Source organism: Pseudovibrio sp. Ad26 (assembly GCF_001623285.1).
Lineage (GTDB): Bacteria > Pseudomonadota > Alphaproteobacteria > Rhizobiales > Stappiaceae > Pseudovibrio > Pseudovibrio ascidiaceicola.
Window position 1 is genome coordinate 92298 of record NZ_LMCE01000095.1, and the last position, 26822, is coordinate 119119.

Annotated in this window: 31 protein-coding genes and 1 tRNA gene; 14 read left to right on the forward strand and 18 right to left on the reverse strand. The window is 50.2% G+C overall.

Going from position 1 to position 26822, the window contains the following annotated elements; all coding sequences use genetic code 11:
- Nucleotides 1-136: 136 nt before the first annotated feature.
- A complete protein-coding gene (locus tag PsAD26_RS21765; protein ID WP_057462504.1) occupies nt 137-652 on the forward strand; it encodes an Hpt domain-containing protein in 516 nt (171 codons plus the stop codon).
- Nucleotides 653-673: 21 nt separating this feature from the next.
- Here PsAD26_RS21765 and PsAD26_RS21770 read toward each other — a convergent pair whose 3' ends face one another.
- On the reverse strand, nt 674-1813 hold the full coding sequence (locus tag PsAD26_RS21770; RefSeq protein WP_063312112.1) for a DUF2336 domain-containing protein: 1140 nt from the start codon (nt 1811-1813) through the stop codon (nt 674-676).
- 145 nt (nt 1814-1958) lie between these two features.
- On the reverse strand, nt 1959-2921 hold the full coding sequence (locus PsAD26_RS21775; protein ID WP_057462506.1) for a transglycosylase SLT domain-containing protein: 963 nt from the start codon (nt 2919-2921) through the stop codon (nt 1959-1961).
- 184 nt (nt 2922-3105) lie between these two features.
- Between PsAD26_RS21775 and PsAD26_RS21780 the strand changes: the two genes are divergently transcribed.
- Nucleotides 3106-3792, forward strand: coding sequence for a hypothetical protein (locus PsAD26_RS21780; RefSeq protein ID WP_063312113.1), 687 nt, complete (start codon nt 3106-3108; stop codon nt 3790-3792).
- Between the two features lie 26 nt (nt 3793-3818).
- On the opposite strand, the gene PsAD26_RS21785 is transcribed toward PsAD26_RS21780, so the two are convergent.
- Together PsAD26_RS21785 and PsAD26_RS21790 are read right to left on the reverse strand one after the other, a co-directional pair.
- Nucleotides 3819-4430, reverse strand: a complete 612-nt coding sequence (locus PsAD26_RS21785; protein ID WP_057462508.1) for a flavin reductase family protein — start codon at nt 4428-4430, stop codon at nt 3819-3821.
- A gap of 16 nt (nt 4431-4446) precedes the next feature.
- On the reverse strand, nt 4447-5052 hold the full coding sequence (locus tag PsAD26_RS21790) for a nitroreductase (RefSeq protein WP_063312114.1): 606 nt from the start codon (nt 5050-5052) through the stop codon (nt 4447-4449).
- 259 nt (nt 5053-5311) lie between these two features.
- Here PsAD26_RS21790 and PsAD26_RS21795 point away from each other — a divergent pair, with 259 nt between their 5' ends.
- The gene (locus PsAD26_RS21795; RefSeq protein WP_063312115.1) at nt 5312-6397 is read left to right on the forward strand and encodes a hypothetical protein; all 1086 of its coding nucleotides are present in this window, start codon (nt 5312-5314) and stop codon (nt 6395-6397) included.
- 79 nt (nt 6398-6476) lie between these two features.
- Here PsAD26_RS21795 and PsAD26_RS21800 read toward each other — a convergent pair whose 3' ends face one another.
- Together PsAD26_RS21800 and thrS are read right to left on the reverse strand one after the other, a co-directional pair.
- Entirely contained in the window at nt 6477-7328 is an 852-nt protein-coding gene (locus PsAD26_RS21800) for a 1-acyl-sn-glycerol-3-phosphate acyltransferase (protein ID WP_063312116.1), read from the reverse strand.
- Nucleotides 7329-7482: 154 nt separating this feature from the next.
- Nucleotides 7483-9429, reverse strand: coding sequence for a threonine--tRNA ligase (gene thrS / locus PsAD26_RS21805; protein WP_063312117.1), 1947 nt, complete (start codon nt 9427-9429; stop codon nt 7483-7485).
- A 299-nt stretch (nt 9430-9728) separates the two neighbouring features.
- Here thrS and PsAD26_RS21810 point away from each other — a divergent pair, with 299 nt between their 5' ends.
- A complete protein-coding gene (locus tag PsAD26_RS21810; RefSeq protein ID WP_208985802.1) occupies nt 9729-11069 on the forward strand; it encodes a glycosyltransferase family 1 protein in 1341 nt (446 codons plus the stop codon).
- Here the strand turns inward: PsAD26_RS21810 and PsAD26_RS21815 are convergent.
- A complete protein-coding gene (locus PsAD26_RS21815) occupies nt 11066-11488 on the reverse strand; it encodes an ASCH domain-containing protein (protein ID WP_063312119.1) in 423 nt (140 codons plus the stop codon). The two genes, PsAD26_RS21810 and PsAD26_RS21815, sit on opposite strands and share 4 nt — an antisense overlap.
- A gap of 39 nt (nt 11489-11527) precedes the next feature.
- Nucleotides 11528-11612 (reverse strand) — tRNA-Tyr (locus PsAD26_RS21820).
- Nucleotides 11613-11962: 350 nt separating this feature from the next.
- Between PsAD26_RS21820 and PsAD26_RS21825 the strand changes: the two genes are divergently transcribed.
- Together PsAD26_RS21825 and PsAD26_RS21830 are read left to right on the forward strand one after the other, a co-directional pair.
- A complete protein-coding gene (locus tag PsAD26_RS21825) occupies nt 11963-12262 on the forward strand; it encodes a hypothetical protein (protein WP_063312120.1) in 300 nt (99 codons plus the stop codon).
- Nucleotides 12263-12310: 48 nt separating this feature from the next.
- Nucleotides 12311-12865 carry a hypothetical protein gene (locus PsAD26_RS21830; RefSeq protein ID WP_063312121.1) on the forward strand — a complete coding sequence of 185 codons (555 nt, stop codon included), beginning with the start codon at nt 12311-12313 and terminating at the stop codon, nt 12863-12865.
- Between the two features lie 15 nt (nt 12866-12880).
- On the opposite strand, the gene yidD is transcribed toward PsAD26_RS21830, so the two are convergent.
- Both yidD and PsAD26_RS21835 read right to left on the reverse strand, forming a co-directional pair.
- Nucleotides 12881-13234, reverse strand: coding sequence for a membrane protein insertion efficiency factor YidD (yidD, locus tag PsAD26_RS29005; protein WP_084403772.1), 354 nt, complete (start codon nt 13232-13234; stop codon nt 12881-12883).
- 11 nt (nt 13235-13245) lie between these two features.
- Nucleotides 13246-13680 (reverse strand): iron-sulfur cluster assembly scaffold protein, encoded by a 435-nt coding sequence (locus PsAD26_RS21835; RefSeq protein ID WP_063312122.1) that lies wholly within the window; start codon nt 13678-13680, stop codon nt 13246-13248.
- Nucleotides 13681-14096: 416 nt separating this feature from the next.
- On the opposite strand from PsAD26_RS21835, the gene folE reads away from it, so the two are divergent.
- The 3 genes from folE (at nt 14097) to PsAD26_RS21850 (ending at nt 16346) form a co-directional block, all read left to right on the forward strand.
- The gene (gene folE / locus PsAD26_RS21840; protein WP_057462520.1) at nt 14097-14729 is read left to right on the forward strand and encodes a GTP cyclohydrolase I FolE; all 633 of its coding nucleotides are present in this window, start codon (nt 14097-14099) and stop codon (nt 14727-14729) included.
- Between the two features lie 34 nt (nt 14730-14763).
- The gene (hisI, locus tag PsAD26_RS21845; protein ID WP_063312123.1) at nt 14764-15234 is read left to right on the forward strand and encodes a phosphoribosyl-AMP cyclohydrolase; all 471 of its coding nucleotides are present in this window, start codon (nt 14764-14766) and stop codon (nt 15232-15234) included.
- Nucleotides 15235-15332: 98 nt separating this feature from the next.
- Entirely contained in the window at nt 15333-16346 is a 1014-nt protein-coding gene (locus PsAD26_RS21850) for a patatin-like phospholipase family protein (RefSeq protein ID WP_063300840.1), read from the forward strand.
- Between the two features lie 98 nt (nt 16347-16444).
- Here PsAD26_RS21850 and PsAD26_RS21855 read toward each other — a convergent pair whose 3' ends face one another.
- Together PsAD26_RS21855 and PsAD26_RS21860 are read right to left on the reverse strand one after the other, a co-directional pair.
- Nucleotides 16445-16876, reverse strand: coding sequence for a CBS domain-containing protein (locus PsAD26_RS21855; RefSeq protein WP_063312233.1), 432 nt, complete (start codon nt 16874-16876; stop codon nt 16445-16447).
- A gap of 164 nt (nt 16877-17040) precedes the next feature.
- Nucleotides 17041-17811 (reverse strand): rhomboid family intramembrane serine protease, encoded by a 771-nt coding sequence (locus PsAD26_RS21860; RefSeq protein ID WP_063312124.1) that lies wholly within the window; start codon nt 17809-17811, stop codon nt 17041-17043.
- A 466-nt stretch (nt 17812-18277) separates the two neighbouring features.
- Here PsAD26_RS21860 and PsAD26_RS21865 point away from each other — a divergent pair, with 466 nt between their 5' ends.
- The 3 genes from PsAD26_RS21865 to PsAD26_RS21875 all read left to right on the forward strand — a co-directional run bounded on the left by PsAD26_RS21865 (nt 18278) and on the right by PsAD26_RS21875 (nt 20695).
- Complete coding sequence (locus PsAD26_RS21865) at nt 18278-18967, forward strand: PAS domain-containing protein (protein ID WP_063312125.1); 690 nt, start codon at nt 18278-18280, stop codon at nt 18965-18967.
- Between the two features lie 104 nt (nt 18968-19071).
- Complete coding sequence (locus PsAD26_RS21870; RefSeq protein ID WP_057462526.1) at nt 19072-19707, forward strand: PilZ domain-containing protein; 636 nt, start codon at nt 19072-19074, stop codon at nt 19705-19707.
- A 367-nt stretch (nt 19708-20074) separates the two neighbouring features.
- Nucleotides 20075-20695 (forward strand): transglutaminase-like cysteine peptidase, encoded by a 621-nt coding sequence (locus PsAD26_RS21875; RefSeq protein WP_063300844.1) that lies wholly within the window; start codon nt 20075-20077, stop codon nt 20693-20695.
- A 77-nt stretch (nt 20696-20772) separates the two neighbouring features.
- Here the strand turns inward: PsAD26_RS21875 and PsAD26_RS21880 are convergent, their stop codons facing one another.
- The 6 genes from PsAD26_RS21880 to PsAD26_RS21905 all read right to left on the reverse strand — a co-directional run bounded on the left by PsAD26_RS21880 (nt 20773) and on the right by PsAD26_RS21905 (nt 24904).
- Nucleotides 20773-21300 carry a gamma carbonic anhydrase family protein gene (locus PsAD26_RS21880; protein WP_063289533.1) on the reverse strand — a complete coding sequence of 176 codons (528 nt, stop codon included), beginning with the start codon at nt 21298-21300 and terminating at the stop codon, nt 20773-20775.
- Between the two features lie 55 nt (nt 21301-21355).
- Nucleotides 21356-21670, reverse strand: a complete 315-nt coding sequence (locus PsAD26_RS21885) for a hypothetical protein (RefSeq protein WP_063289534.1) — start codon at nt 21668-21670, stop codon at nt 21356-21358.
- Between the two features lie 260 nt (nt 21671-21930).
- Nucleotides 21931-22146: a DUF3126 family protein gene (locus PsAD26_RS21890; protein WP_063289535.1), complete on the reverse strand. Its 216-nt coding sequence runs from the start codon at nt 22144-22146 to the stop codon at nt 21931-21933.
- Between the two features lie 82 nt (nt 22147-22228).
- Entirely contained in the window at nt 22229-23077 is an 849-nt protein-coding gene (gene cysE, locus PsAD26_RS21895) for a serine O-acetyltransferase (RefSeq protein WP_063289536.1), read from the reverse strand.
- 205 nt (nt 23078-23282) lie between these two features.
- Complete coding sequence (locus tag PsAD26_RS21900; protein WP_063312126.1) at nt 23283-24155, reverse strand: alpha/beta hydrolase; 873 nt, start codon at nt 24153-24155, stop codon at nt 23283-23285.
- A complete protein-coding gene (locus PsAD26_RS21905) occupies nt 24152-24904 on the reverse strand; it encodes an alpha/beta hydrolase (protein WP_063289538.1) in 753 nt (250 codons plus the stop codon). The genes PsAD26_RS21900 and PsAD26_RS21905 overlap by 4 nt, the downstream gene beginning before the upstream one ends.
- Before the next feature lie 291 nt (nt 24905-25195).
- On the opposite strand from PsAD26_RS21905, the gene PsAD26_RS21910 reads away from it, so the two are divergent.
- Together PsAD26_RS21910 and PsAD26_RS21915 are read left to right on the forward strand one after the other, a co-directional pair.
- Nucleotides 25196-25441, forward strand: coding sequence for a zinc-finger domain-containing protein (locus PsAD26_RS21910; RefSeq protein ID WP_063312234.1), 246 nt, complete (start codon nt 25196-25198; stop codon nt 25439-25441).
- Between the two features lie 98 nt (nt 25442-25539).
- Entirely contained in the window at nt 25540-26739 is a 1200-nt protein-coding gene (locus PsAD26_RS21915) for an FAD-dependent oxidoreductase (protein ID WP_063300848.1), read from the forward strand.
- Nucleotides 26740-26822 lie beyond the last annotated feature (83 nt).

Sequence of the window (26822 nt, forward strand, 5' to 3'; positions counted from 1 at the left end):
GATGCTGTGATCACAACCAAATATGCTAGAAGAAACAACTTCGGGTTGGAATTGCTCGTAAAATAGTTAGATATTATTTCGAATTCGAAATATAATCACACCTACAGCAATGCAGGCTCAGGAATTACGCAGGACAATGGCTTCTTTAACTGGTTCAGATAAATCTTCTCAGGAACACATCCGCGTTCCAAACGACCTTTCCAAAAAAGTCCGGAAGATGTCGACCATTGAAGCTGCCAAGTTCGACCCGGTCAAAGCTGCTGAAGAAGCCATCGAGAAACTCTCTGACAAGTTCGAAAGCTGGATGGGCTCGGAAGTCGATTGCCTGAAAGAGACCAATCAGGCAGCACAGAATGCTGATTTTACAGAGGAAACCTACGACGCACTGTTCCGCTGCGCCCACGACATCAAAGGCCAGGCGGAAACTCTGGGCTTCCCACTGGTTGGCCGCGTTGCAAACAACCTGACACTCTTGCTGGTCGCCGCCAAGACACAAGAGAGCTTCCCGAAAGAGCTCATCGCTCAACACGTAAGCGCAATCAATGCAATGATTTCTGAAGATGCCCGCGATGAAACCAATCGGCTTGGTGTCGCGCTTGTGACAAGGCTGGAAGAAGCAAGCGCACCGCTCACGGAGCTCGTCGACAGCTAATCAGGCAATAAGCTGAATACCTTAAGCAACGTCACTCAGCATTTCAGCAACACGAGTACGTGCACTTTCGCGCGCAGCCTCATTGGAGAGGCGATGCAACAAGTCTTGCAGATCTCCCAGATCTTCAATACCAAGCTCATCTTCCAGCGCAATCAGATCACCAGCCACAATACGTGACTTGGACCAATGGTCGATCTGCATATTTTCGACCCTCTGCCAGCTGGCAATGCACTCCTGGAAAAGCGCATGCGTGCGATCAGGCAAGCCAGCAGCTGCCAAGACACGGCGCAGCGAAGCACCAAATGGCGTCGCCAATGCGTCAAACACCTGATCCTCATCATAATCAGATAAGCGAGCTAGCGAGCTTGTAAGCAAGTTAAAGCAACCGGTTACTGCTGAACGAAGCAAAAGAACGCTTGTCATCTGAGCGGAAACAACCAGATGTTCAACAAGCCCGTGCAATTCTTTGTCAGAGGCACTCCAGGCCAGTGAAATCGTGGAACGATCCTGTGCATCAGCGACCAATTGCTCGGGAGCACGCATATTTCTTGCACCAAGCACCTGCGGATGATCCCCAAGACCTTCAGTGTAACGCCGCAGCATCATATGTCTGATTTGCAAGGGAACATCATCACGAGACATCAGAGCATCTTTCACGTCCCGGCTTTCGCCAAAGCGTGCAACCACACGTTCCATACTGTTGGGTGTGATCTCTGCCTTTTCATTTGCGAGCAAAGCAACACAGGCCTCTTCACAGGCAACTTCGCAGATAGCAGCAGACAACCCAACGGTAATTTCGGGCCGGCTGGCAACAGCGACACAACGCTGAGTGGAGCCTGTCGCAACAAGATCTACCAGCTCACCTTCTGGAATAGTCGTTGCACCAGAAAGCAAAGGCAGCGCAACTTCATCTTCATCCACGAGCAAAGCAGAAATGATATGAGAGGGAACAATCTTTGCAGCGCCAAAGGCTTCTGCAAGGGCGATCCGAACCGCAACATCACGATCATCAAGCAGGAAGGTCAATGCTGCCTCTGCTTCGCTGTACTCAGAGCTTTCAAGTTCAGAGTACAAGAAAGCACGCACCAAAGCACCAGCCGCCTGTGCGCGACTTCCACTTGGCGCATACTGCACCCAATTCAGAAAACTCTTGATAATCATGGCACTCAGAAACCTGTATCCACCAACTATGGGTAGAAATAATTAATCATAATTCTTAAGGCTTCGTTCACCGCACCCGCAGTTTCTCGTAAAACTTGTTTTTTGAAAGATTAGAGCAGCAAGAAACGCCTGTAAGTCACAGGTTCTAGACCTTCTTACTTAAGGACTTTCCACTTGCTTGGGACGGTGCAAGAAATTTGGTCAGGTCCAAAGGCGCACCAGATGGTCGCGCAACTGGTTTTGGCGCAACAAACTGTTGGCTGATTGATTCCTGAACCTCAACACCAGATCGCTTCGTCTCACTCACAGCTTTGGACGCAGTTAATGCTGCCGCTTCATCAGTCCGAAACAGGGACTGAAAAGGAGCCTCATCTTTATCAACCGTCGTCGCACGCCATGCTGTCAGAATGCGACTTTCAACGCGGTGGCTGTCAATCGGCTTAGTGATAGGCCCCCTACGCACACCAACTGCCGGACGATCTGAACCAGCAATCGTATCATTAAAGCGACCAACCAGACGGTCATGCACATCGCTGACGGTCCGCGCCTGCCCGTCCTTGTTGTAAAACACAGCCTTGTTGGACCGCGCTTGTAGCGGAAACAGGTCCGCAGCCGGGTGCTCTGGTCGGTCCTGAGCAGCATTCAAAAGCCGTAGACTACCATTCACCCCAAGAAAATGCGCAAGATAGAGTTCACCAGCGGACGGATCCCGCCCCAGATTTGAAGAGAGTCCGGAGGCGTTGTCTTTCGCCAAAGCACCAGCAACAAGCGAAGAGATATCAGGGTCATAACGCAGATCCAGAAGCTGCTGCTTCAGGTGCTTGTTGTCGACGCGGTACTTACCATTTGCATCAACACGAATGTGCTGCGCATAGTCTTGCAAGCCCAATTCTTCGCCATTTTTCTTGAGCGTCTCAAGCCAGGTGGACTCGATAAATTGAAAAAGCCCTGAGGCAGAGGAGGTTTTAGCTTTGGCGTTTGGGTCAAAGGAAGATTCACGGGCAGCCGCTTGCAGCAGAAAGTCAAAAGACGTACCTGTTTTGGAACTGGCCTTTTGAAAAGCCGATTCAATACGCCCTGCAATGGAAGGATCGCCTGCAACCTTCACGAGAATCTGCCCCCTATAATACCATTAGTTAATATCTCTTAATATTAGTTAACAAATAGTTAAATTTTAATTTTGCCCTACTGAAATCACTGAGTTATTTGAGTTAAAACAGATTTTTCGCCTATCCTGTTCTCTACGAATTATGCATTACAATTCAATTTCTGATTGGATTCGGAGAAAAACAATGAACTGCCTGCTGAGCGTGATGGCCTCAACATTCGATAACACAGAAGAGCTAAAAGCTCTGAGGAATGTATCACTCGCCATTTTGCCAGAAAAGCCCGTCAGCGAGTTCGAGCCTTATGGCTCGCCAAACACTCTGGCAGAGCTGGGCAAACACCACGATCTTTATCTCACACTAAACGAACCATCAGAGAGCACGATCCTTTCAACACTCAAACCCTATGTTCATGTGAGGCCAAGAGGCGTCGTTCCAACCTTCATCAAATCGCGCGCTGATATTGAACGTTTGCACGCGATACTTTCTGTCCTTGAAGCCAAACACGCATTGCAAGACTGCACAGTGAAGATCATTCCTGAACTTGGCAAATATCCTGCAGCCTTTCACAACCTCATGAACCTCTCCAACACCAGCCCGCGCCTAACCGCACTGGCATGGAATGAAGAAGTGCTGAAAGAGGCACTGGATGCGAAACAGTCCAGAGATGAGAACGGAGGTTTGCTGCCGCCATTTCAATACGCACAAACACAATGCCTGTTTGCTGCAAAATCGGCTCACCTGATTGCTCTGGATACAGCACCAACGGCAGTACCTGAGGATCTGGAAAAATCAGTAGCACTCGGTTTTACTGGCATGAACCCAAACACGCCTGAAGACGCGCATCAGATACAACAGGTATTTTCGAGATAAGAAAAGGGGCGCCTAAGCGCCCGCCATCATGCTTTTTCTGGAAGAACTGGCCGGTCCATCTGAAATACAGAATCAACCACCGAGTAATCCATGTAACCCAACCGGGCCAAAGGCTTCATTTTCGCCACATTGAGCAAGCCGTTTTCAAGCACACTCTCGTCGATATGCACACCAACAACCTGACCCAGTATAAGCCAGCTGTTGGTCTCATTTCCGTCAATATCGATCAGACGCTGCACATTAACCAGCTTACATTCCAACGCAGTTTTTGCCTCTAAAACGCGTGGAGCCTTGATCAATTTGGATGGCTCTGCCGTTAATCCGGAAAGCTCGAACTCATCAACATCAGTACCAACCATTGCAGAGGACAGATTCATCGCATCTGCAAGATCCAATGTGGCTTGGTTGCAGACAAACTCGCCAGTTTCTTCGATGTTGCGGACAGAGTCTTTGTAACCGCTGGAACCAATCACAACCATCGGCGGTGTATCACACACTGCATTGAAAAAACTGTAAGGAGCCAAATTGCGCACACCATCTTTAGAGACGGTAGAAACCCAACCAATCGGACGAGGTGCAACAACAGCCTTGAATGGATTGTGGGGCAATCCATGCGGCTTATTCGCTTCATAAAACATATACTTACCTCAACTCCTACGCATCAACACCGGAAAGAGAACTTTCAAAATATTCAGTCAATCGGGCAACATCAGGCCGAGGACGCTCACTGGGAACAATGCTAGCGCTTCCGATATGAATGAAGCCTGCAAACCGTTCCCCATCACGAGCACCAAGATAGGCAGCTGCCTCATCATCAAAAGCATACCACTCAGAGAGCCACTGGCCTGCAAAACCCATTGAAAAGCAGGCATTAAGGAGCGAGACACAAACCGCTCCAACAGCAAGCTCCTGTTCCCAGACCGGAACTTTATGTTCCCGGTTTGGAGAAGACAAAACGCCAATAACCAACGGCGCACGCTTGAAACGCTCCAGCTCCATTGCCTTGGTGTTCTCACCAAGCGAGCCCTGACGTTTTTCTGCAATTTCAGCAAGCTTTAGACCGATAGGGTCAGCCTGTGAATTGTCATAGATAATAAACCGCCAAGGAGAAATTTTTCCGTGATCTGGAACACGGCAAGCCATTTCAAGAAGCTCTGAAATTTGTGCTTGATTGGGACCAGGATGCACGAGCGTTGCAGCGAGATGGGAGCGACGAGTTTTGAGAAAACTCTTCAGTTCTGGAAGGTCTTTAGTTTCCACGGTCTCGATTCTTTTCAGGATTTCAACGATTAAAGCTACGCAATAGTCCTATACAGAATATCAACTGTGTCAATTAAAGGATGGTCTTGCCCCATTCTTGCCACATTGACTACCAATCCCCAACCCACTGAGTAAAAATTTATAAAACACTTCCAAATCACAGTTTGTCACTGTAATCTGATTTCACTCGATCGGGTGTCGGTTTTGTATTTACTGTCGCACACGGGTAACACTTTCTGAAGTAGTAGCGAGAGCACACGTGAAGTTAGAGCGGATATCGACGTTCAGCAAAGCGCTACAACGCGCAGCAACCGCCACAGCATTTTGTGCTGTATTGGCTGTGCTTGGAAACACCGCTCAGGCTGCAGGTCCTATTCCTGTTTCCAAACCCGCTTTGCCATTCTCAAAGGAAGTACTGGACTTGGGCGCACAGCCAGACAAGACCATCGCTCCTCCTATCAGCTATGATCCGCTCAGCGGCTACCAGGGACAATCTCTTGCACCAACAATGGGTACGAGCTTCTTACCATATGCTCCCCCATCCGTAGGCGCAGAACAGGCACCTGTCGGCGCTCAACCTGTCCTTTATCTGGTAGCAAAGCTGGCTGAGGGAACACCAAACCTCACACGCGGCCTGAAATGGCGTGTCTACTCTTCAAAAGAAAATGATGACGGGTCCTTGACCATGGTCGCGTCCTCTCAAGATCAGGACGCAGAATTCCGCCTCGATCCGGGTACGTACCTCGTACACACGTCTTTTGGCAAAGTCACAGCAACCACGCGCTATGAGCTTAAAAGCGGTGTGAAAACAGGGACGATCATCCTGAACGCAGGTGGCATTCGTCTGGACGCTGCTTTAGGCAACGATCAGCAGATGCCACGCAAAGATGTGCGCTTTAACATCTACGATATGACATACGACACCACAGGTAACCGCGGTCTCATTGCATCTGGCATCAAGCCGGGCGAGTTGGTTCCAGTGAGCGCAGGCACCTACCATGTTGAAAGCCGCTACGGCGATATCAACGCTGTCGTACGCGCCGACATTCACGTTCAGGCAGGCAAGCTGACCGAAGCAACCCTTTACCATCAGGCAGGCAACATCACGCTGAAACTGGTAAGCGCCAAGAACAAAACATCTTTGGCCAACACGTCTTGGACGATCCTCTCTCCCGGCGGCGACACTGTTGCAAGCGGCAATGGCGCGTTCCTTGATCTCACCCTAGCAGCCGGAACCTATACGGTTATGGCGCGCAACAACGGTGAGATGTATCGCGAAGAGTTCACGGTCAATCCAAGCGTAAACAACGTGGAAGTGGAAGTGCTTGCAGAAAACCCTCTGTAAGGCTTGCACGACATCAAGAATGACCAAGGCGCCTCACTCGGCGCCTTTTTTGGCTCACGCCGGCTCTAAGGAGGAGGCCCTACGGGAGAAAAAAGGTTTCCCCCTTTGGCGCCTCAACGCCATCCCGCAAGTTCATAACAGTTGCCTGAAGCTCATCCATCATTTCTCTCTGGCTTTCGCATCCCTCTAAAACCTCATAGGAAATAGGAGAGCCAATCCGCGCAAGAATGGTTTGTCCCAAAATGCTCTTGAACTCGCCTATGAGAAGCGACAGTCGTAAACTCAGGGAAAAGCGACTGACCATATGGAACAACGCCGAGTTCTGCCCCTCAAAATAAACCGGCAACACCGTTGCTCGCGCACTTCGAATGAGCTTGGCACTGAACGTCTTCCAAGGCAGCTCTTCTGCCCTGCCAAATGGCTTAGCAGCTGTCGCAACACCACCACCGGGAAAGATTACGATCGTCACCCCTTCCCGCAGTAATCTCAACGCTTCCTGCCGTGTTTTCAAATTGGTGCGCAAAGCCTCTTCGGTCTCTTCAAAGTCCACTGGCAAAGCGAAAGGCCGGATTTCAGGCACCTTCAGCAGTTCATTATTGATCAGCACGCGGTAAGGACGATTGAGCTGTTCAACAAGCGAAAGGATCGCGATCCCATCTGCAATGCCATAGGGATGGTTCGCAATCAGCACCAGCGGCTTCCCATCCAGATCAGCGGGCGGCCAGTCGTTTCCGGTACATTCCACACGCAAGTCAATCTGTTCCAGCAGATCACGCCAGAGCGCCTGATCAGAAACTGAAAAACCAGCTCGCCACTCCTCATAAAGGTCCAACAGCGCTCTCTTGCCAGAGAGCCCTTCGATGCTGCGAATAAGCCATCGCTTCAATATGGGATGAGTACTATTGGCGTAGCTTAAATCCGCGTGGTTCACGACATCCTCACTTCACATAACTCATTTCATCTGAGCCGGTTTTGTAAGCTTTCGCAAACTTACGTGAAGTTTAGGCGACAGTGAGGCCGAAAAGAAAAAGGCTGGCAACAGAAACCTGCAGCCAGCCTTCAAAATTTCACTCAGTCTATAAAGATCAGGAAGCCTGCTCTTTCAGATCTGGTGCTGTTGCTTCATCAGTAAGGCTTGCCACCGCTTCATCCAATGTCATTGATGTTTGGTTGCGCGAACCAAGACGACGGATACTCACTGTCTTCTCTTCTGCTTCACGCTTACCAACCGCAATGATCACTGGGATCTTGGCATGAGAATGCTCGCGAACCTTGTAGTTGATCTTCTCGTTACGAAGATCCAGCTCACCGCGCAAACCAGCTTTTTTCAGCGCTGCATGCACTTCTTTCGCATAATCATCTGCATCAGAGGTGATTGCTGCCACAACGAAGTGCTGAGGTGTCAGCCACAACGGGAAATGACCAGCAAAGTTCTCGATGAGGATGCCGAGGAAGCGTTCCAGAGAACCACAGATCGCGCGGTGGATCATCACCGGTTGCTTCTTCTCACCATCGCTGTCGACATAGAACGCACCAAAGCGCTCTGGCAACGTGAAGTCTACCTGAGTGGTACCGCACTGCCATTCACGACCAATCGCATCCCGCAGAGTGTACTCAAACTTAGGACCGTAGAACGCACCTTCGCCTTCAAGAATGCCAGTCTTGATCTTGCCGCCAGAGTTCGCTTCGATCTCCTTCAGCACTTCTCCCATCACTGCTTCAGCGTGATCCCAAACTTCATCAGAACCAACACGCTTTTCAGGACGGGTTGAGAGCTTCACAACAATCTCTTCAAACCCGAAGTCCTTGTAGACAGACATAATCAGGTCGTTGATCTTGTGGCATTCCGCAGCCATCTGCTCTTCAGTACAGAACACATGCGCATCATCCTGCGTAAACGCGCGAACGCGCATCAGACCATGCAACGCACCGGATGGCTCATAGCGGGAAACAGCACCGAACTCAGCCATACGCAGAGGCAAATCACGATAGGACTTCAGGCCGTGCTTGAAGATCTGGACGTGACCAGGACAGTTCATCGGCTTAATCGCAAAGACGCGGTGGTCTTCGGTCTCAGTCGCAAACATGTTCTCGCGGTACCACTCCCAGTGGCCGGAGGTTTCCCAAAGCGACTTATCCAGAATTTGCGGTGCATTTACTTCCTGATAGTCATCAGCAAGACGGCGACGCATGTAGTTGGTCAGGTTCTGGAACAGCTGCCAGCCTTTGTGGTGCCAGAAAACAACACCCGGACCTTCCTCCTGGAAGTGGTAGAGATCCATTTCGCGGCCAAGCTTACGGTGGTCGCGCTTCTCAGCTTCCTCAAGCATATGGAGGTAAGCTTTCAGATCTTTCTCATTGGACCATGCAGTACCATAGATACGGGTCAGCATCTCATTGTTGGAATCGCCGCGCCAGTAAGCACCGGCAACAGTCATCAACTTGAATGCCTGACCAACCTGGCCAGTGGATGCCATATGCGGACCACGGCAAAGATCCAACCAGTCACCCTGCTTATAGATCTTAACAGTTTGATCTTCAGGAATCGCATCAACAAGCTCAACCTTGTAATCTTCACCCTTGGAAGCAAAGTATTCTTTCGCTTCGTCGCGGCTCCAGATTTCCTTGGTGAACTTCGCATTGCGCTGAATGATCTGCTGCATCTTCTTTTCGATTTTTGGCAGATCTTCAGGTGTGAATGGCGTTTCACGCTTAAAGTCGTAATAAAAACCGTTCTCGATAACAGGGCCGATTGTAACCTGTGTATCAGGCCACAGCTCCTGCACAGCTTCTGCCATCACGTGCGCCGCATCGTGGCGGATCAATTCCAGCGCACGAGGGTCATCGCGAGTAACAAATTCAATCGCAGCACTTGCTGGAATAGGATCAGAAAGATCACGCAGCTCACCATCAATCGCGACGGCAACAGCTTTCTTCAAGAGAGATTTAGAAATGCTCCCTGCAACGTCAGCACCGGTGGAACCAGCGCCGTATTCGCGAACGGAATTGTCAGGGAAGGTCAATTGCAGCATATCAAGTCTCCAGCTCACTCCTGCAAACAAGGCAGGTAAGCGGTTTGGTGTTAATCATGGATTGCCTGAATAACCAATTCTTGAAGACGCGTCCAGATTATTTTAAGCGCGCCCAACTCTGTTTTCCTCGGGAGAGATCACCTAATCGACAGGTTACACACCTTGAATTACCACTGGTTAGCAAGGGTTTAGCTAGCCTTCCCTCTCCCCACTCCGCATACTGCTTGCAACAACAGGATTCGCAAACTCCATCACAAGGAATGCATGACGCACACTCTACCAGCTGTCAGGAGCTGAGCATGACGACGCCAAAGCCAAAGCTCTACTTTGATTTGACCACCTTGAGGCAGAACCGCTCTACCTCATTGCAGGCAAATGGCGTCACCAGAACTCTCTATGAAACAGCCAAGCGCTTTTATGAGGATGACCTTGAAGTCACCTTCATTTGCCATGACGCCCGAACAAACGAATATGTGAGTGTGCAAGCCGATCCATTGTTTAAGGATGATGACCTTAACCCCGAACACCTGCCCGACTTGTTGGGCGCTCCAGTAAAAGCATTCCATCTGGAAAAATATAGAAACCGCAAGATCAAGGGACTGTTTCACAGGTTGCGACATACATTGCGCTCACACGCGGATGAAACCATCGGCGCGTATGATGGTGAAGCGCTGGGAGAACCACTCTCCGATATCGATGCCCCCTTCCTTTCATTGGGAAACCTGGAAGAAGCCCGGCGTCTAACGGAATATGTGAAGAGCCGCGCACCATATGTACCAGTCTACGTCATGATCCATGATATCTCTCCTTTACGCCTCAACGATCCTGAAGAGGACTTAGGCGCCAAACTTTGGCTGGAGCATTTACGGCGAACCGTCACTACAAGACCGCACGTTCTAGCAAACTCTGAGTACACGAGAAGCGATCTACTCAAATTTCTGGCAGAGCAGAAACTCCCCTCACCTCAAAGCACAAGCGTTGTCCATTTGGCGCATGAATTTCAGGAAGCAGAGCCAATCTACCCCCTCAGACAGCGCCCTGAAAATGGGTTCTTTTTGCTGCTAGGGGACATAAGGTATCGGAAAAATGCAAAACTGGTTTTTGATGCTTACTTGCACATTTTAGAGCACGACGAAGACGCACCTCTACCACAGCTCATATGCGCAGGTGCAATTCCAAATGGCGCCTTCGCAAGCCTCAACAAAAATCAGAAATATACAGCTATTGGCAAGTACGTGACGATTGTCCAATCGCCCACGCAAGCTGAACTCACTGCCCTTTACAAAGAAGCAATTGCACTGGTCTATCCAAGCTTGTTTGAAGGATACGGCCTACCCGTCGGTGAAGCTCTTTGGATGGGAACACCTGTGCTTGCCTCCAATGCAACCTCAATTCCAGAAGTTGGCGGCGACCATTGCCGATATTTTGACCCACACAACTCTGAGGAACTGGCTGCCCTGATCCAATCAACATTGCAAACTAAGAACGCCTTGCGCGCAGAGCTACCTTTGAGGGCTGAGCTTCGGCAATGGCAGGATGTTAAAGAGGATATCTGGCAGGCTATTCAAAGCCACAGCACATCACCGGACAAACGATCATCCGGATCAAAAAACATCTCACAAAAACTGGAAGAGACTTAATTCGGCTTAGCTTGATCGCGCTTGAAGATCTTCACCAACTGAAAGTACTCACAAACCAGCTTCATATCTTGAGCAAAGACACCGTTCCGCTCAAAATATTCACGATGCGCATCCTGCCAAAATTCAAGACTAAGATCGCCTTCACCTTCCAGCACAGCCCAAATCTCATCAATCTCGTTGAACTGACGCACATCAACCGTGACCATCTCAATGACGCAAGCGGCTTGCCCCTTACCATCAAGAATAACGAACTGATCGCCCGGCTGAGGAAGCGGTTCCCCTTCTTTCTCATAGGAAAGCAGATCGCCACAGGTAGCTGTCTTTGTTCCATTCAGAACGAGCTCAAGCAAGCTGTCAGCTAGCTCAGGACTGTCGCCAAAAGCATAACTCGGGAGGTCTTCAAAACCTTCAATAGACATGCGTCTCTACCGTAACAAACTGATTTTATGAAAGAAAAATGGTGGAGGAGGTTGGATTCGAACCAACGTAGGCATAGCCAGCGGATTTACAGTCCGCCCCCTTTAGCCACTCGGGCACTCCTCCGTCGCATTGGCCAAGTTGGCCGCGCCGTGTGAGGACGGGTTATCTTCATTTGAGCCCCTCTTGTCAACGCTCCTTTGAAATTTGGATTGGGAAAACATAGGAAAAAACGTTTTTGACCTCCAATCTGTGAACAACACGCCTCTACGCAGCCCTCACATAGGCAAAAGCACGTATTACGCGCGCAAAAATTTCATGAATTTCAACATCAGCAGATAGCTTTTCATTAAGCCAAGAACTGGGAACCACTGCTAGTTGCTGGACGCAACTCTACATTAAGCCATTATCTTCAAATGAAATTATGAGTTTCTGTATTGGAGTGCGTACCACACTGATCATCCAAAGGTATTCAAATGAGCAGGCATTGGCTTTTCACATATATTGTCGTCACAGGGTTTGCGCTCACGTCCAGTGCGCTTCCTGCTCACACTCAAATATCTGTTGAACCCTCTCTTGGAACCTCTGGGACTGTTGAAGCAGAACCAGACAACGCAGAAGAGGACCCATCCATGATGAGTGGCATGCCAGAATACCAAATGAGCACCCCCCAAGACATGCCGGTACCATCCGAACCGACGAATGATCCAACCGCTACTGACAGTGAGCAAAACCAGGAAGAAAAAGGAAGTTTTTGGCCACAGTTCCTTCAGTAGCCTTTGAACCCAATTAAACAGCGGCAAGAATGAAAACAGGATAACCCAATGAAACTTTTAGCAATCCTGAGCGCCAGCGCAATCTTGTTCATGCATTCATCTGGTCTGGTAGCAGTTGCACAGGTTACAGGAGATGGCCCTCCCGTCCCGACCAGCAAAAGCCTCCAAAGCGACATCCACACACTCGCAGAAACTGGAAGTGACGCCTCCGCTGTTAAGGCCACCGAGCAATGGCTAGGTAAATCATTGAATTTTGCCTGGACGATTACAAAGGAAGGCGCAGAGGCGATTGAAGAGAAATTCACGACTTTCATTTGCAACAGTGAAGCACTTGCCTGGAACACCACCTCAAAACTTGGCAAGAGCAAAGGATCTGCAACCTACACCGTACAGCAGATTACGCCGGAAATTACTCAAATTTCCTGGAAGGACAATCCGCAGGAATCCAATCTCGGGTGGGTTTGGACATTAGATGCTAACAGCGGAAAAGCCTACGGAGTTGTTATCAACTCTCAGCCCTACGAAAACCTCTCCATTGAGGGAGAATTCGCAGTTTTGCCAGTCCTAACAGAAGAAGAAAAAAACGAGTTCACCTGTCCTTAAGAACAAGAACGGTTTCTAGTCTGGCAAGTCAAAACGCGTCTTGGGGTCAATATGGCGTCCAGTCCAATGTCCATAGCGCCAAGGCAGATACCATCTGGAATGCTGAGGTAGACTAGCGGGAACAGGATCATAACCGCTCGCCCCATATGGATTACAACGAATGATCCGCGACAACCCAATCCAGCCACCACGCCAGAAGCCAAAACGCACCATCGCCTCAGCTGTATAATGTGAGCAGGAGGGCTGATAACGGCACGCACGCCCAAGTATCAGCGACAAACTGTGCTGATAAATCCAAATAAACCCGATCCCGACCCGCGCCATCAGGCTGGCAGGCCTCTCTTTAGGGAGTAGTTCGGGCTTACACATCTCAGTTTGCCTTAAGCAACAGTAGCTTCAACATCATCAAGCGCTTTCACCAAGGCTTCAAACGCGAGCATGGTGGACGCATGACGCGCTTTATAATCGCGCACCGGTTCAAGGAACGACAGATCGGCAAAGCGACCGGTCGGTGGAAGTCCATTTTCCTTCAACATCGCATGGAGCTGCGCATAAGCCTGCCGGATTTCAGAGGGTGAGGCCCCAATAACATGCTGGCCTAAAATAGAGGCTGACGCTTGCCCAAGCGCGCACGCTTTCACGTCCTGCGCAAATGAGGTTATTAGACCATCGGCTACACAAACCTCAACGCTCACCGTCGAACCACAAAGCCGCGAATGTGCTTTTGCCTGAGCTTGCGGGGCATCAAGATGTCCCAACAAAGGGATATTCCCTGCAAACTCAAGGATCTTTGTATTGTAAATGTCGTCCAACATGCAAAACTCTGGCTACTATTCTGACACTCGCTTTATAACTTAAAGCGACCTTGGATCACTCAGTAGTAAGGGAAGACCCTTTCCTAACCAAGACATCTATCTTATATAGGTGGTGCTGCCGAGACCTTGCTAGAGGTCAAAAGCGGAATATCGCAATCTAGCACACATTACCTAGAAGAAACCATAGGTGCCATTTTATTGGCTGTCTAAACGGGTTGTCGTAGTTTATACCCTGCGCCATACTCGCATCTCCTTAGGTAAGCTATAGATTTGCGTATGACAATGGGAAGAGCCTGAACTGAAAACAGGCCGACAAAAATAGTTGTTGCGCAGGAACCTATGGCGGGTTCAGTGTTTTTTTAAGAGAAGTATGTCTTAATTCACACTCATCGCCTGCGTATTGTTGGAGACATAATATGGACGCTGTTTTGAGACCGGTTACAGAAACCGATCCCACGGCTACAGAAGACAACAAGCTCCCCAACCGCCCTAGCCGGGCTGAAGCTGAGGCTGCTGCGCGCGTACTTCTTCAATGGATCGGTGACGATACCGAACGTGAAGGACTGCTGGATACGCCAAAACGCGTAGTAAAAGCCTACGAAGATCTTTTTTCTGGATACAAAGAAGATCCTCGCGAGCACTTGGAACGAACCTTCGAAGAAGTCGGCGGATACAATGATATTGTGCTGCTGAAAGATATCTCTTTCACTTCTTTCTGTGAGCATCATGTGCTGCCGTTCACCGGAAAAGCGCATATCGCATATTATCCGGATCATGCTGTGGTCGGCCTGTCCAAGATCGCACGTGTTGTAGAAATTTACGCACGTCGACTTCAGACACAGGAACATCTGACCGTTCAGATCGCAACGGCATTGGAAGAGTATCTGGCTCCCCGTGGCGTCGCTGTCATGATTGAGGCAGAACACCAGTGCATGTCTATGCGTGGCATTCAAAAACAGGGTGTATCAACCCTCACCAACCGGTTCTCCGGTGTTTTTGAAGATAACGCATCTGAACAGGTACGCTTTATGACAATGGTCCGTTCGTAAGCTCGGGCCATTCATCACAAAATTCGAGCATTTCATGTCGACGAATATTAAAGCCGACGGCTTCGCGCCGCGTGCTGACAAGAAAACAATTGAGCTGGGCGATGAGCTCTGCCCAAAATTTGATGATAACGGCCTGATCGCAGCTGCAGTCACGGATTTCGAGAGCGGTGAGCTACTCATGGTGGGCTATATGAACACCGAGAGCTTGCGTCGCACCATTGAAACTGGCGAGGCTTGGTACTGGAGCCGCTCCAGGCAGGAATACTGGAAAAAGGGCGGCACCTCTGGCCAGGTGCAGGAAGTCATTGAAATCCGGACTGATTGCGATCAGGACGCCATATGGCTGCGTGTCAAAGTTCATGGAAATGGAGCAACATGCCACGTTGGCTATCGTTCCTGTTTCTTCCGCAAAGTGAACTCAAATGACACAGGTGATGTTTGGCTGGAGAAGACGGAAGTCGCTCCGGTATATGACCCCCAAGAAGTTTACGGGAAAAAACAATAGGTTTCGCTGTGCCCCGATTCAGTCTTTTTATAGGTTTAAATAGCATAGTTACCCTAAGGTAATTTCGATTATTCAACCGTTGAGAGACAGTCGGGGAGATGGCAGTGCTGCAAAATCTACCTCTGTGGCCAAACAGCAAACAGCCTGTAGAAGAAGAACCAGAGACACCGCCCACCACACCTGAGCCGGAGATCACTCCAGGTATCGGGTTGGCTTTGGGTGGCGGTGCGGCCCGTGGTTGGGCACATATCGGCGTACTCAAAGCCCTCTCAGAAGCAGGCATACAGCCGGACTTTATCGCTGGCACGTCCATTGGCGCTGTTGTCGGCGGCTGTTATCTCTGCGGTAAGCTGGATCAACTCGAAGAGTGGGTCGTTTCACTCTCTCGCCGCAGGGTCTTCAGCATGGTCGACCTTTCCTTCGGCGGTTCCGGCCTCATCTCAGGCAAAAAAGTCCTCTCATTGTTCGAAGACCACTTCGGCGGTATCATGATCGAGGATCTCGATCGACCATTTGCAGCCGTTGCGACGGAGCTGGGCACGGGACACGAAATCTGGTTGAAGAAGGGTCCACTCACACAGGCTATGCGGTGTTCCACCTCCCTCCCCGGCGTGTTCGAGCCGGTCGCCTATGGCGGTCGTTGGCTGGTGGATGGCGCGTTGGTCAATCCAATCCCGGTTTCCGTCTGCCGCGCGATGGGCGCACGAGCTGTGATCGCAGTCAACCTCAACTCCGACACGTTCGGTCGAGGCTCTACGGTTGTCCATGAACTGCCCCCAATCCCGAAAGACATGATCCCGGAGATCGATAGCAAGCTCCAGAAGGATCCGGGCGGCGCAATCAAGCGTGTGCTTCGACGTCAAATATTCGGTGGGAAGCCAAAAGGATTGCCGGGTATCTCCGGCGTGATGATGGACAGCTACAACATCATTCAGGACAGGATCGGGCGCTCACGACTTGCAGGTGACCCACCAGACAACATCCTGACACTACGTCTCTCACATCTGGGTTTGTTCGACTTCCATCGCGGTGAAGAAGCAATTCGCGTCGGGTATGAAACCACTTGTCGAGCGCTTCCGGAACTCCATCAACTAGCAGAAGTGCAGCCTTAACTCGGCGTTCTGCACGCCAAAGTCATCAACAATGAATGGGTGAGTACTAGGCTGGATTGGAACTGCTGTGCCTTAAAAGCACAGCAGCTTAGTACAAATCACACGGCCTGAATGTAACTCCGCAGGTCCTCAGCTTCGCGCTCAACTTGAGCGATGCGGAACTTCACGATATCGCCGATTGAGACCAAGCCGATGAGCTTTCCGTCTTCCACAACTGGCATATGGCGGAAGCGCCCTTCTGTCATACGCGCCATGACACCGTTCACGGAGTCTGTCTCGTTGCAGACGGCAACCTCTTTTGTCATGTAATCGCTGACAGGCTGCGCAAGCGCGTCAGTTCCTTCCATTGAAATGGCCTGAACCACATCACGTTCTGACACGATCCCAACAATCACACCCGGCTCGTTACACAACACAATCGCACCTATGCGGCGGCCACCTAGGCTTGCGCATATCTCGCTTAAACTACGTGTACTCGGCTCCGTAAAAACGTCCCGCCCTTTGCCGTTTAATATGGCAGCAACTGTCATGGCGACCTCCTCGTTTGTTTGTGTCATCCTTCTTTCTCAGAGAAAAAAGAGGAAGAGAACAAATCTAACCCTACGGCATCATGACACAAAAAAACAATGCTTGCCTAGCCACCAACTTAGGTGCTGTTAACATATGTAGTTAGCTAACTATTAAACGTCTCACTTCAACGCGGTTTAATCGGATCTAATAGCGGGAACAGGATCAATCCTGCGATAAATCCACCTACGTGAGCTTGCCACGCAATACTGACGCCCTCCCCTGCAATTGGCGCAGACCACATGCCAAATAGGAAGTTCAAGCCAAACCAAACCAGAATAAAGGTAAGAACACGGCGGTCGCTCAGCGCCTCCATCAAAGGTCGAGCAGGCACAGAATAAGCAGCATTATCATGCCGTCGGAACGAGCTCATTGGCCCTCCAGCTTCAAAGATAAAGCGCAAAGAAGCTGCCATCTGCCCTGAGACCGCCGCCGATGCACCGATCACCGGGATACTCTGCCCCCAGTTTGTAGCAAGGTGAGCCCCCGCGCCAGCAACGGCGCATACAGCCGACAGCAGCAGAAAACGGGTCGCCCCAAAACGTCGTGCAACTGCACTGCCGAACACTGCCATCCAAAGCACATTGAAACCAACGTGCTCCGCACTACCATGCAAAAACCCATAGGTCAGAAAACTCGAGACCGCGGAAACAGTCTCTCCCGGCCAAGAGTATTCAGCCATAAAACCACTAAGATATCGGACAGGCCAGAATGCAAACAAAAGCAGCGTCTGCAAATCTGCATTGGGCGTCAACACATAGGCACGAACCAGATGTATCCCAATAAAGATCAGAGACAGTCCAACAACCACGGTTGGCAGATTAAACATCGGCTCCCGTGCTGGTCTCTGAAGGTTGGGGCCGTGAGGTGCCAGGTGGTCTTCATTGGATTGGTTCATTTTATTACAGATCCAAAATTATTGTCCCATTTTGAACTAAGACAACTTGGCACGCTTCGCAAGGCTTGCCGCAAAATGTAAGGATCAAATGAAAACAATAAACCGCCAGCACTCCCCCAAGCGCTGACGGTTTATTGGAGCTTCTCCCCGTTAGGCGTTTGTCTTCCCGACTTTTTATCAGCACACGAAGTGCCAAATACCTAGGTTTACCGCCAACAATAGCTCAATTCTTAGGGCCTCAAGGGTTCAGGTGAGGCAACTGCAACCAAGATTATACAAGCCATCAATCAGCACAACTTAAACCCTTTGTTAAGGTTAATATTTTATTAAATTTTTATGATATTTCTAACTTGGCATGCTCCATGCTTATTCCCCACCATAGACCAGCGGATAGTTAAAGTTGTCCATAAAAAGGACACTGACCCCAATGGGAATACCCAATAAGCGGACTGGGGAAGGCGGGAATATGAAACACGGCGCATCACGGATACTCTTTGAATACTGGGACGAAATTCGGGCTGAACGCCCAGCTCCCGAACGTGGCGATATTCAGCCCTCCGCAATCAAAAGTGTTCTGGGCGATACATTTATTTTGGAACTGGCCCAGCAGAACAATTTTAGATTCCGCCTTGCGGGGACAAGATTGTGTTCTCTGTTCTGTCGTGAACTGAAGGGCCGCAGTTTCCTTGATGGTTGGGATGAGAAAGACCAGCAAGCTGTTACCGCCATGCTCTCTGCAATAACACAGGATGGCGCTGCGGCCGTGATCAGCTTCACGGGCACAACTGAAATGGGCCAGTCAGTAGATCTGGAGCTCTTGCTTCTGCCAATCCGCGTTCAGGGTGAAGGTTGCACGCGCATTCTTGGCTGCATGGCTCCACTCAAACGCCCCTTCTGGCTCGGTGTTCAGGCAATCTCCAAGCAAAAAGTCAACAGTCTGAGGTTGATCTGGCCAGATGAAGATGCACCTCTCTTCAGTGACGAGAATGACTGCGTTCCACATTTTGGAACCCCAAGTCATCGTGCTGTTAGTTCAATGGAACCAAGAGTTAGCCGTGGAACTAACTTGGCACGTTCAGCAACACCAAAAGCTGTCGAAATTCCAAACAGCCGACAGGTAGGACACCTTAGAGTTGTTGATGGTGGCAAAATATAAACCTGTACTCCGCACCACAGTTACCATTCTGTTAACCTTGTTTTCCTAGGGTGTGACCCAAGTTTCTACTAGTCAATAATCGCGTATTCGGGATTCCTAGGAAAATGGCAGGGCGCACAGCGACCAACAGAATTGCTGCACTAGCAGCAAAAGCACCTGACAGACGCCGTTTTTCTCGCGTTGAAATCAACGTGCTGGGCCGTTTCATGCTGGAAAACCGACGTGAGTACCCTTGCCAGGTCGTCAACATGTCACCTGGGGGCGCCGCCTTTATCTCTCCGGTAATGGGCGAAGTTGGCGAGCGCGTTGTCGCTTATCTTGATCACATTGGTCGTGTTGAAGGAAAGATCGTCCGCGAGATCGATGGCGGCTTCGCGATGACGCTCAATGCCAGCGCACGCAAGCGCGACAAGCTGGCTTCTGTCCTGACTTGGCTGGCCAACAAAGACGAGCTTAATCTGCCAGAAGATCGCAGATTTGACCGCTTCACTCCAAAGAATCCGATTACGAAGATCATTTTGCCAGACGGCAGAGAATACGCCTGCCGCATTGTGGATGTCTCCCTCTCTGGCGCAGCACTCAAGACGGATGTACGTCCGGCACTTGGAACACCAATCACGCTTGGTAAGATGCGTGCGCGGATCGTTCGCCACTTTGAAGAAGGCGTCGCAGTCGAATTCGCCACCGTCCAGAATAAGGAACTGCTGGAGCACCATATCTCCAACGCTGAAAAGCGCTAAGCCAGCCAGACCGATTCCTGTCTTATCAACGGTTAAGCCTCAGCTTTTCGATAAATTTATAAAAAAATATTTGCAGTGAGAATTACATGCAACTGACACAGCTTCACATGCCAACTCTCTAATTAACTGTAACTAAACCATAAAACTCTCGATAGGTCTGATCAGAAACTCCAGTTTCCTGCGGAGTCTTAGTGTAATTACAATTTGAATTAATATTAACTCTTATTTTCAGAAATATTGATTTAACTGATATTCAATTTTGATTTAAATACTTCTCAATTTTGATTAAATACTGACTTTAAAGATTATAACCAAATAAAAATGCGCGAAGGAAAGTAGAGCCTGCCATGATTGGAGGGCGCTACTTGTGTTTGAGTATAAGCTGTTCGCGAAAAGTGTTTTGGGGGTCGCATTGGGTGGGCTAATCAGCCTGTCTCAGGCTCACGCTGAGCAAGTTCCAGGACGCTTTATGCCAATTATCGGACAAGCTACTGCCCCCGTTGGTCATATTGAATTTTGTCAAAACTACCCGCAACAGTGCCGCTATGGTACCAACACGCCGCTGGTTGTCCGCTTGACCAAAGAGCGCTGGCAGGAATTGCTGGATGTAAACGCTTCAATCAACACACAAGTTCGCCCGCTAACAGACGAGCAACTGTTCGGAGTGCCTGAATATTGGACATACCCGCAAGGTGCTGGTGATTGCGAAGAGTACGTTCTGGAAAAACAGCGGCAACTCATTGCCTTGGGCTGGCCGCCAAGCTCCCTGCTCATAACGGTCGTGAAAGACCTGAGTAACGGCGGGCACGCTGTCTTAAGCGTGCGCACTGATCAGGGAGATCTCATTCTCGACAATCAGATCTCTTCAATCTTGCCTTGGTATTCAACCCCATACCGCTACGTGAAACGCCAGTCCGCTCGCCATGCTTCTGCTTGGTCTGCTATTTCGGATAAACGCGTCACCACCGTTGCAAGTATTCCAGAATAAAGCTGCCAAGATCTTGGCAAACAACAAAGCCGCGGGAAATGCCGCGGCTTGTTTTATTTTCAAAAATCGTGATGGCTTCAGAGTTCAACCAGCTGCTCTTTAAAGCGCTGTGCATTCATCACATAGCCATCTGCTGAGCGGATAAGCATGGCCTGAGCTTCATCATCCAACTCACGAACCACCTTCCCCGGCATTCCCACAACCAGAGAACCATCTGGAATAACCTTGCCTTCAGGAACCAGTGCATTTGCGCCGATGATACAGCCCTTACCAATCTTAGCGCCGTTCAAGATTGTCGCGCCCATGCCAATAAGCGAGCCCTCCCCCACAGTGCACCCATGCAAAATCGCCTTGTGACCAACCGTGCAGTTTGCACCAACAACCAGCGGATACCCCAAATCTGTATGAAGAACCGATCCGTCCTGAATGTTGGAACGCGCACCAATATGGATAAGCTCATTGTCACCGCGCAAAACAGCGCCAAACCAAATATTCGCTTCTTCATCCAACTGCACATGCCCAATCAGACTTGCACATGGCGCGACCCAGTAGTTTCCATTTTCAGGAACATTAGGGCTTCTGTCTCCAAGCTTATAAAAAGGCACAAGGTTCTCCTAGATTGCACAAATCAAATCCCGCGCAATCTAGCATACGGCTTGCTCAAAGTGCCAAGAGAAAACTCAAAACAAACGTGCCGGAAAGAATGCTCCACATAGCGGTGAGCCCCCCCGCCGCAGCGAGCATCTTGGGACTAAACGACTCTCGGTAATACCCTTGGATCGCATTGCGCATAAATATAAAAGGACCAGCAACAAGCCATAACCCAACGACAATAAGCCAGGACAGAGGCCCTTTCATCTCAGCAAAAAATCGCGGCGGCTCCCCAGTCACCAAGTGATAGAAGCTACCCAGAATTCCCGCAGTCACAAAACCAGAAGCCGCTATAAACGCGGCCAACAGCAAATCGCCTAGCATGCACTTCCCCCATTCTCAGCTGGCTCAATCCAGCTCAAACGCGTTACTGTGCAGTTGAAAGCAATTCCTATGCCGCGTGCTATCCTCGAGTTAACCTCCTGTTAATATTTACATATGAAATCCGCATAGGAAATAAAGGCAGGTGAACAAACTCCATCCCGTTTCAATTCAGGACGCCCACAGCCCTTAGGAGTCTCATTTTGATGCAAAAAGGGCCCCAAAACGGAGCCCTTCAAATCAATCAGATTTTGCATGAAGCCTTAGAGGCCTTCCACGTCAATATCAAGGATAGCCATCTGGAAGTTCCAGCTCAGTTCGCCATCTTCCTCGTCGCGGAAGATAACGCCAAGAAACTCATCCTTGATATAAACTTCTGCGGAATCATCTTTACGAGGACGCGCACGCACTTCAAGTTCTGGCGACTTGAAAGTATTGCGCATGTAGGTTTGCACCTTACGAATTTCATCAGGCTTCACAGCCGTCTCCTTACCAATTTCACTTCAAACTTGGGGCACAAACTATACAAGTTTATCGTCCTGCCAACCCTAGGAAACTAGCTTATCCTTGTTTGTTTTGCGAGGAAAGTCCTTGACCTTGACCGATCATTTGATCCATGGCACGAGCCGGCTGGTCGCAACCAGCTTCACCCACAACCTTGGCAGGAACACCCGCCACAGTCGTGCACGGATCAACGTCTTTAAGAACCACAGATCCTGCTGCAACACGTGAGCAATGGCCAATTTCCAGATTGCCTAGAACTTTAGCACCTGCACCAATCAGCACGCCCTGACGGATCTTCGGATGACGGTCGCCAGAGACCTTGCCCGTACCACCAAGTGTCACACCTTGCAGAATAGAGACATCATCTTCAATCACAGCAGTTCCGCCAACCACAATGCCGGTACCATGGTCAAAGAAAACACCCCGCCCGATTGGAACCTGAGGATGAATATCCATCTGGAACACTTCAGAGCAACGGCTTTGCAGGTAAAGCGCGAAATCCTCTCGCCCCTGCTTCCACAACCAGTTGGCTAACCGGTGTGTCTGCAGCGCATGGAACCCTTTGAAATAAAGCAGAGGTTCCAGGAAACGGTCACAGGCAGGATCACGATCAAAAACAGCACCCAGATCAACACGGAAGGCCTGAACAATATCAGGAGCCTGATCCAGTACATCCAGATAAGTCTGGCGGATAAGAGAAGAAGAGACAACCACATGGCCTAGCCGGTCAGCCACACGATGAACAATCGCTTCCTCTAGAGAAGAGTGGTTCAGCACCGTCTCGTAAACAAAAGACGCAAGTGCTGGCTCAGAGCTGGCCATCGCCTGGGCTTCAGCTTTCACGCGATCCCAAACAGGATCATGCGATGCGAACTCCTTGGGGCTACTTGAAGAAAATTGCACCATGAAAGAGCGTTCCTTTATGGATAGGACCTATTCAACCTTACATAGGTGCAGACTGTCTCGATCCAAGCCCCACCCACTCACTATGAATTATCCGCCTATAGTACATCACGCAGTATTGCCATTAGAGAAAGCGCGTACCAAACCTGCATAGGCAATTAGAAAGTGAACCTACATTTCCTTCAAAAATCAGAAACTGGTTCTAATTTTAAGCTGCCGCTTGGTACTCTTTTAAAAATGGCATGATCGCAGCAGTGAAAATATCATTCACATCGCCTGCCACCATATGACCAGCTTCTTTCACATCTGTGAATTGTGCATGGGGAACCAATGCGAGAAATTCATCTACATGGCTCTGTTTCACAAGCTCTGATGCCGCTCCACGAACAAGCATACTCGGCACTTTGAGATTAGCCGCTGCCTCCAACAGCTCACTCTGTACCTTGTCTTTCATATCAGCACGATCAGCGTGATGCGTGATAAAGCGAGGGTCCCAGTGCCAGCGATAGCGCCCATCATCCCGTAAACGCAGGTTTTTCGAAAGGCCGTCCAATGTCTTGGGCCGCTTTCGATGCGGAAGATAAGAGGCAATCATGTCCGCCGCTTCTTCCACACTGCCAAACCCGTCCTCAACTTTTTCAGCCATAAACGACAGGATCTTGCTCACCCCGCCTTCATCTAGGCGCGGGGTCACGTCAACCAGAATAACGCCAGCCAGAACGCCAGGACGCAAAGCCCCCTCAGCCAGAATAGACGCAAGACCACCCAAAGAAGCACCGATCGCAATTGGCTTGAAACCGGTTTCCTCATAGATTTGCGAGGCAGCTGCAGCAACATCTGCGCCGAAGTCAGAAAAGAAGTACTTCTCCCCTTCAACCCACGCACTGTCACCGTGCCCACGCATATCAAGACAGAACGCCTGCATACCTGCATTGGCGATCATCTCAGCAGTCTTGCCCCACGAATGTCTCGTCTGCCCGCCACCATGCATCATCATCACCGGCTGGCCTTTTGAGCCGAACCGGTCTGCAACAATGCGGTTGCCGTCGGCTCCGATAAATTCGTGGGTGCCTCTATTCATGAAAATTGCTCCAAAAACTCTAATGTGCCTTTTTTGAAAATCTTGTCGCCAACAGCGGTCATATGGTCCCGGTTGGTAATCTCCAAATAACTGGCATTCGGCATAAGATCAGCAAGCGCCTTTGGATCACCGGCCACGTCATCGTTTGTACCAACAGCAACAAGTGTCGGTGCCGTAATCTTAGATACCATATCCTCAGAAATAGGCTTCCGGGCTGACTGCATACACGCAGCAAGCGCCCGCCGGTCTGATTTGGTCTGCTCTGCAAAGGCTCTGAAGGCACGACCCGTCCGGTCTTTCACATCAGAGATCTTGTCAGCCAACAATCCTTCAATGATTGGCTCAGGATTACCAACACCAGAAATCAAACCATACCCCATCCCGCCAAGCGACAGCGAGCGCACCCGATCCGGCGCTTGCAGCGCACAAAACGCAGAAATGCGGGTGCCCATGGAATAGCCAAGCAAATCCGCTCTATCGATATAGAGATGATCCAGCAGTTTCAGCGCATCTTCGGCCATAACCGGAGCGCCATAATCCTCTGCATTGTAGTACTTGTAGCTTTCACCATGACCACGATTATCAATCGCAATCACACGGCGGCCATCCTTCACCAACAAATCAACCCAGCCGGGATACACCCAGTTGACGAACTTGTTGGATGCGAATCCGTGGATCAGCAGGATCGGATCGCCCTCTCCTTCATCAAGATAAGCGATAGGGTGATCATTATTATTGAATATTGGCATATTACCTAACGTTTACGTAAAGGAAAACTACGGGATCATGGGAGGGTAAATGTAAGGGTGGAGAAAGAAAAGGCCAAAGAACTATCAATTTGGACTAGTCCATCAACTATTCACAGAGGCTGAGACAACACCAGTTCCGCGGTAAAACCTCGGTCCTAGGTGAAAAAACGCAGTACAGTTGTGGACCGCATCGATCTCAAGGCAATCAATCAACTAGAAAACCTGTCTTTTTCACCCGAACCAATTTAATGTCGGCGGCAAATTTTTTGTTCCATGGAGCTTGGCGAAAAAATGGCCGGTAAAGTCGTACCCCACTTTCACAACACCAATGGCGTTGACGCCATTAAAATCGGCGCCAAAGAATTTATGTGCATTGGCGCACGCCCCCCACAGGATCACCCACACGTATTCCTCGACATGGGTGCTGATGACAACATAATCTGCCCATACTGCTCAACGCTTTACCACTACGATGCTGCACTCGCTTCCGCAGAATCTAATCCGGCTGACTGCGCCTGGGCACCTGATGCGGCCTAACAACCGTGTCATCTGATCGATAAAACGAATAAATCGTAATCACATTGCTTTGCCTGGTCCCGATAACCTCAGGCAAAGCACGGCAGGCAAGCTGCGTAATGATACCAAAAAATATTGCTATCGCAGGAGCCGGGATCGCCGGACTTACAGCTGCGTTATACCTTGCCCGTAAGGGCCATAGTGTTTTCCTGTTCGACGCTGCCCCAGAGCTTTCCGAAGTCGGCGCGGGAATTCAGCTATCTCCCAATGCGATGAGATGTTTGCAGGCGCTTGGCTTAGGCCCTGCACTCATGTCCAGAGCCGTCTCTCCGGCCAGCGTCAATATACGCTCCGGCCAGGATGGGTCTCAACTTGCAACCGTTCCGCTTGGCCGCATTGCTGAAGACCGCTATGGCGCACCATACTACGTGATCCACCGGGCAGATCTGCAACAGCTGTTATTGGAAGCTGTCCAGAACACACCGGAAGTCACTCTGCGGCTGGATACCAAGGTAGAATCCGCCGAAATCAACGGTGACACTGTCACGCTCAAGGGAGCGGCTTTCTCAGAAGCTCTTGCAGGTATACCGGATCAGTTTGACCTGCTTATCGGCGCCGACGGTGTCCGTTCAAGCATCCGCCAGACCACATTGGGTGGCGCACCTGCCAAACACACCGGTTTCGTGGCCTACAGAGCAACAGCAGAGCCGCCGTTCAATCTGGAACCTCTCCTAAGCACCTCGGGCCTGTGGCTCGCTCGTGACGCTCATCTGGTTCAGTATCCAGTAAAGAATGGCAAGCTACTCAACATCGTCGCCATCACGAAGGAAGACTGGGAAGAAGACAGCTGGTCCCATCCGGTTGGCAGTGATCATGTCCGCAAGCACTTTCGCAACTGGGCTCCAGAGGCCTTGCGTCTGGTCTACCTGCCGGAAACATGGACCCGATGGTCATTGTGCGAGGTCGACACCCGCCCTGCATGGACCCAGGGCCCTGTGACACTTATCGGCGACGCCGCCCACGCGATCCTGCCATTTTCAGCTCAAGGCGCTGCAATGGCAATCGAAGATGCTGCAGTCCTGTCCAAAATGGTCGACAAACACGGCGCAACACCACAGGCCCTGCAGGCCTATGAGGCTGCCCGCCGTCCACGCATTGAAAAAATGAGCAAGCTCGTGAAGTGGAATGACTGGGTCTACCATATGGGCTTCCCTCTTCGTATTGCACGAGATCTCGTCATGCGGTCCAACACCCCAAGTCAGCTTCTTGATCGGTTTAACTGGATCTATGAATGGACGCCGGAAGACCATACCGACTAAAAACTGATACATGTTCCCGAAAAGTGGGGCCGGTTTTCGGGTAAGAATGCGCATAAGAATAAGCAGCTATAGCTTGGCGCGTG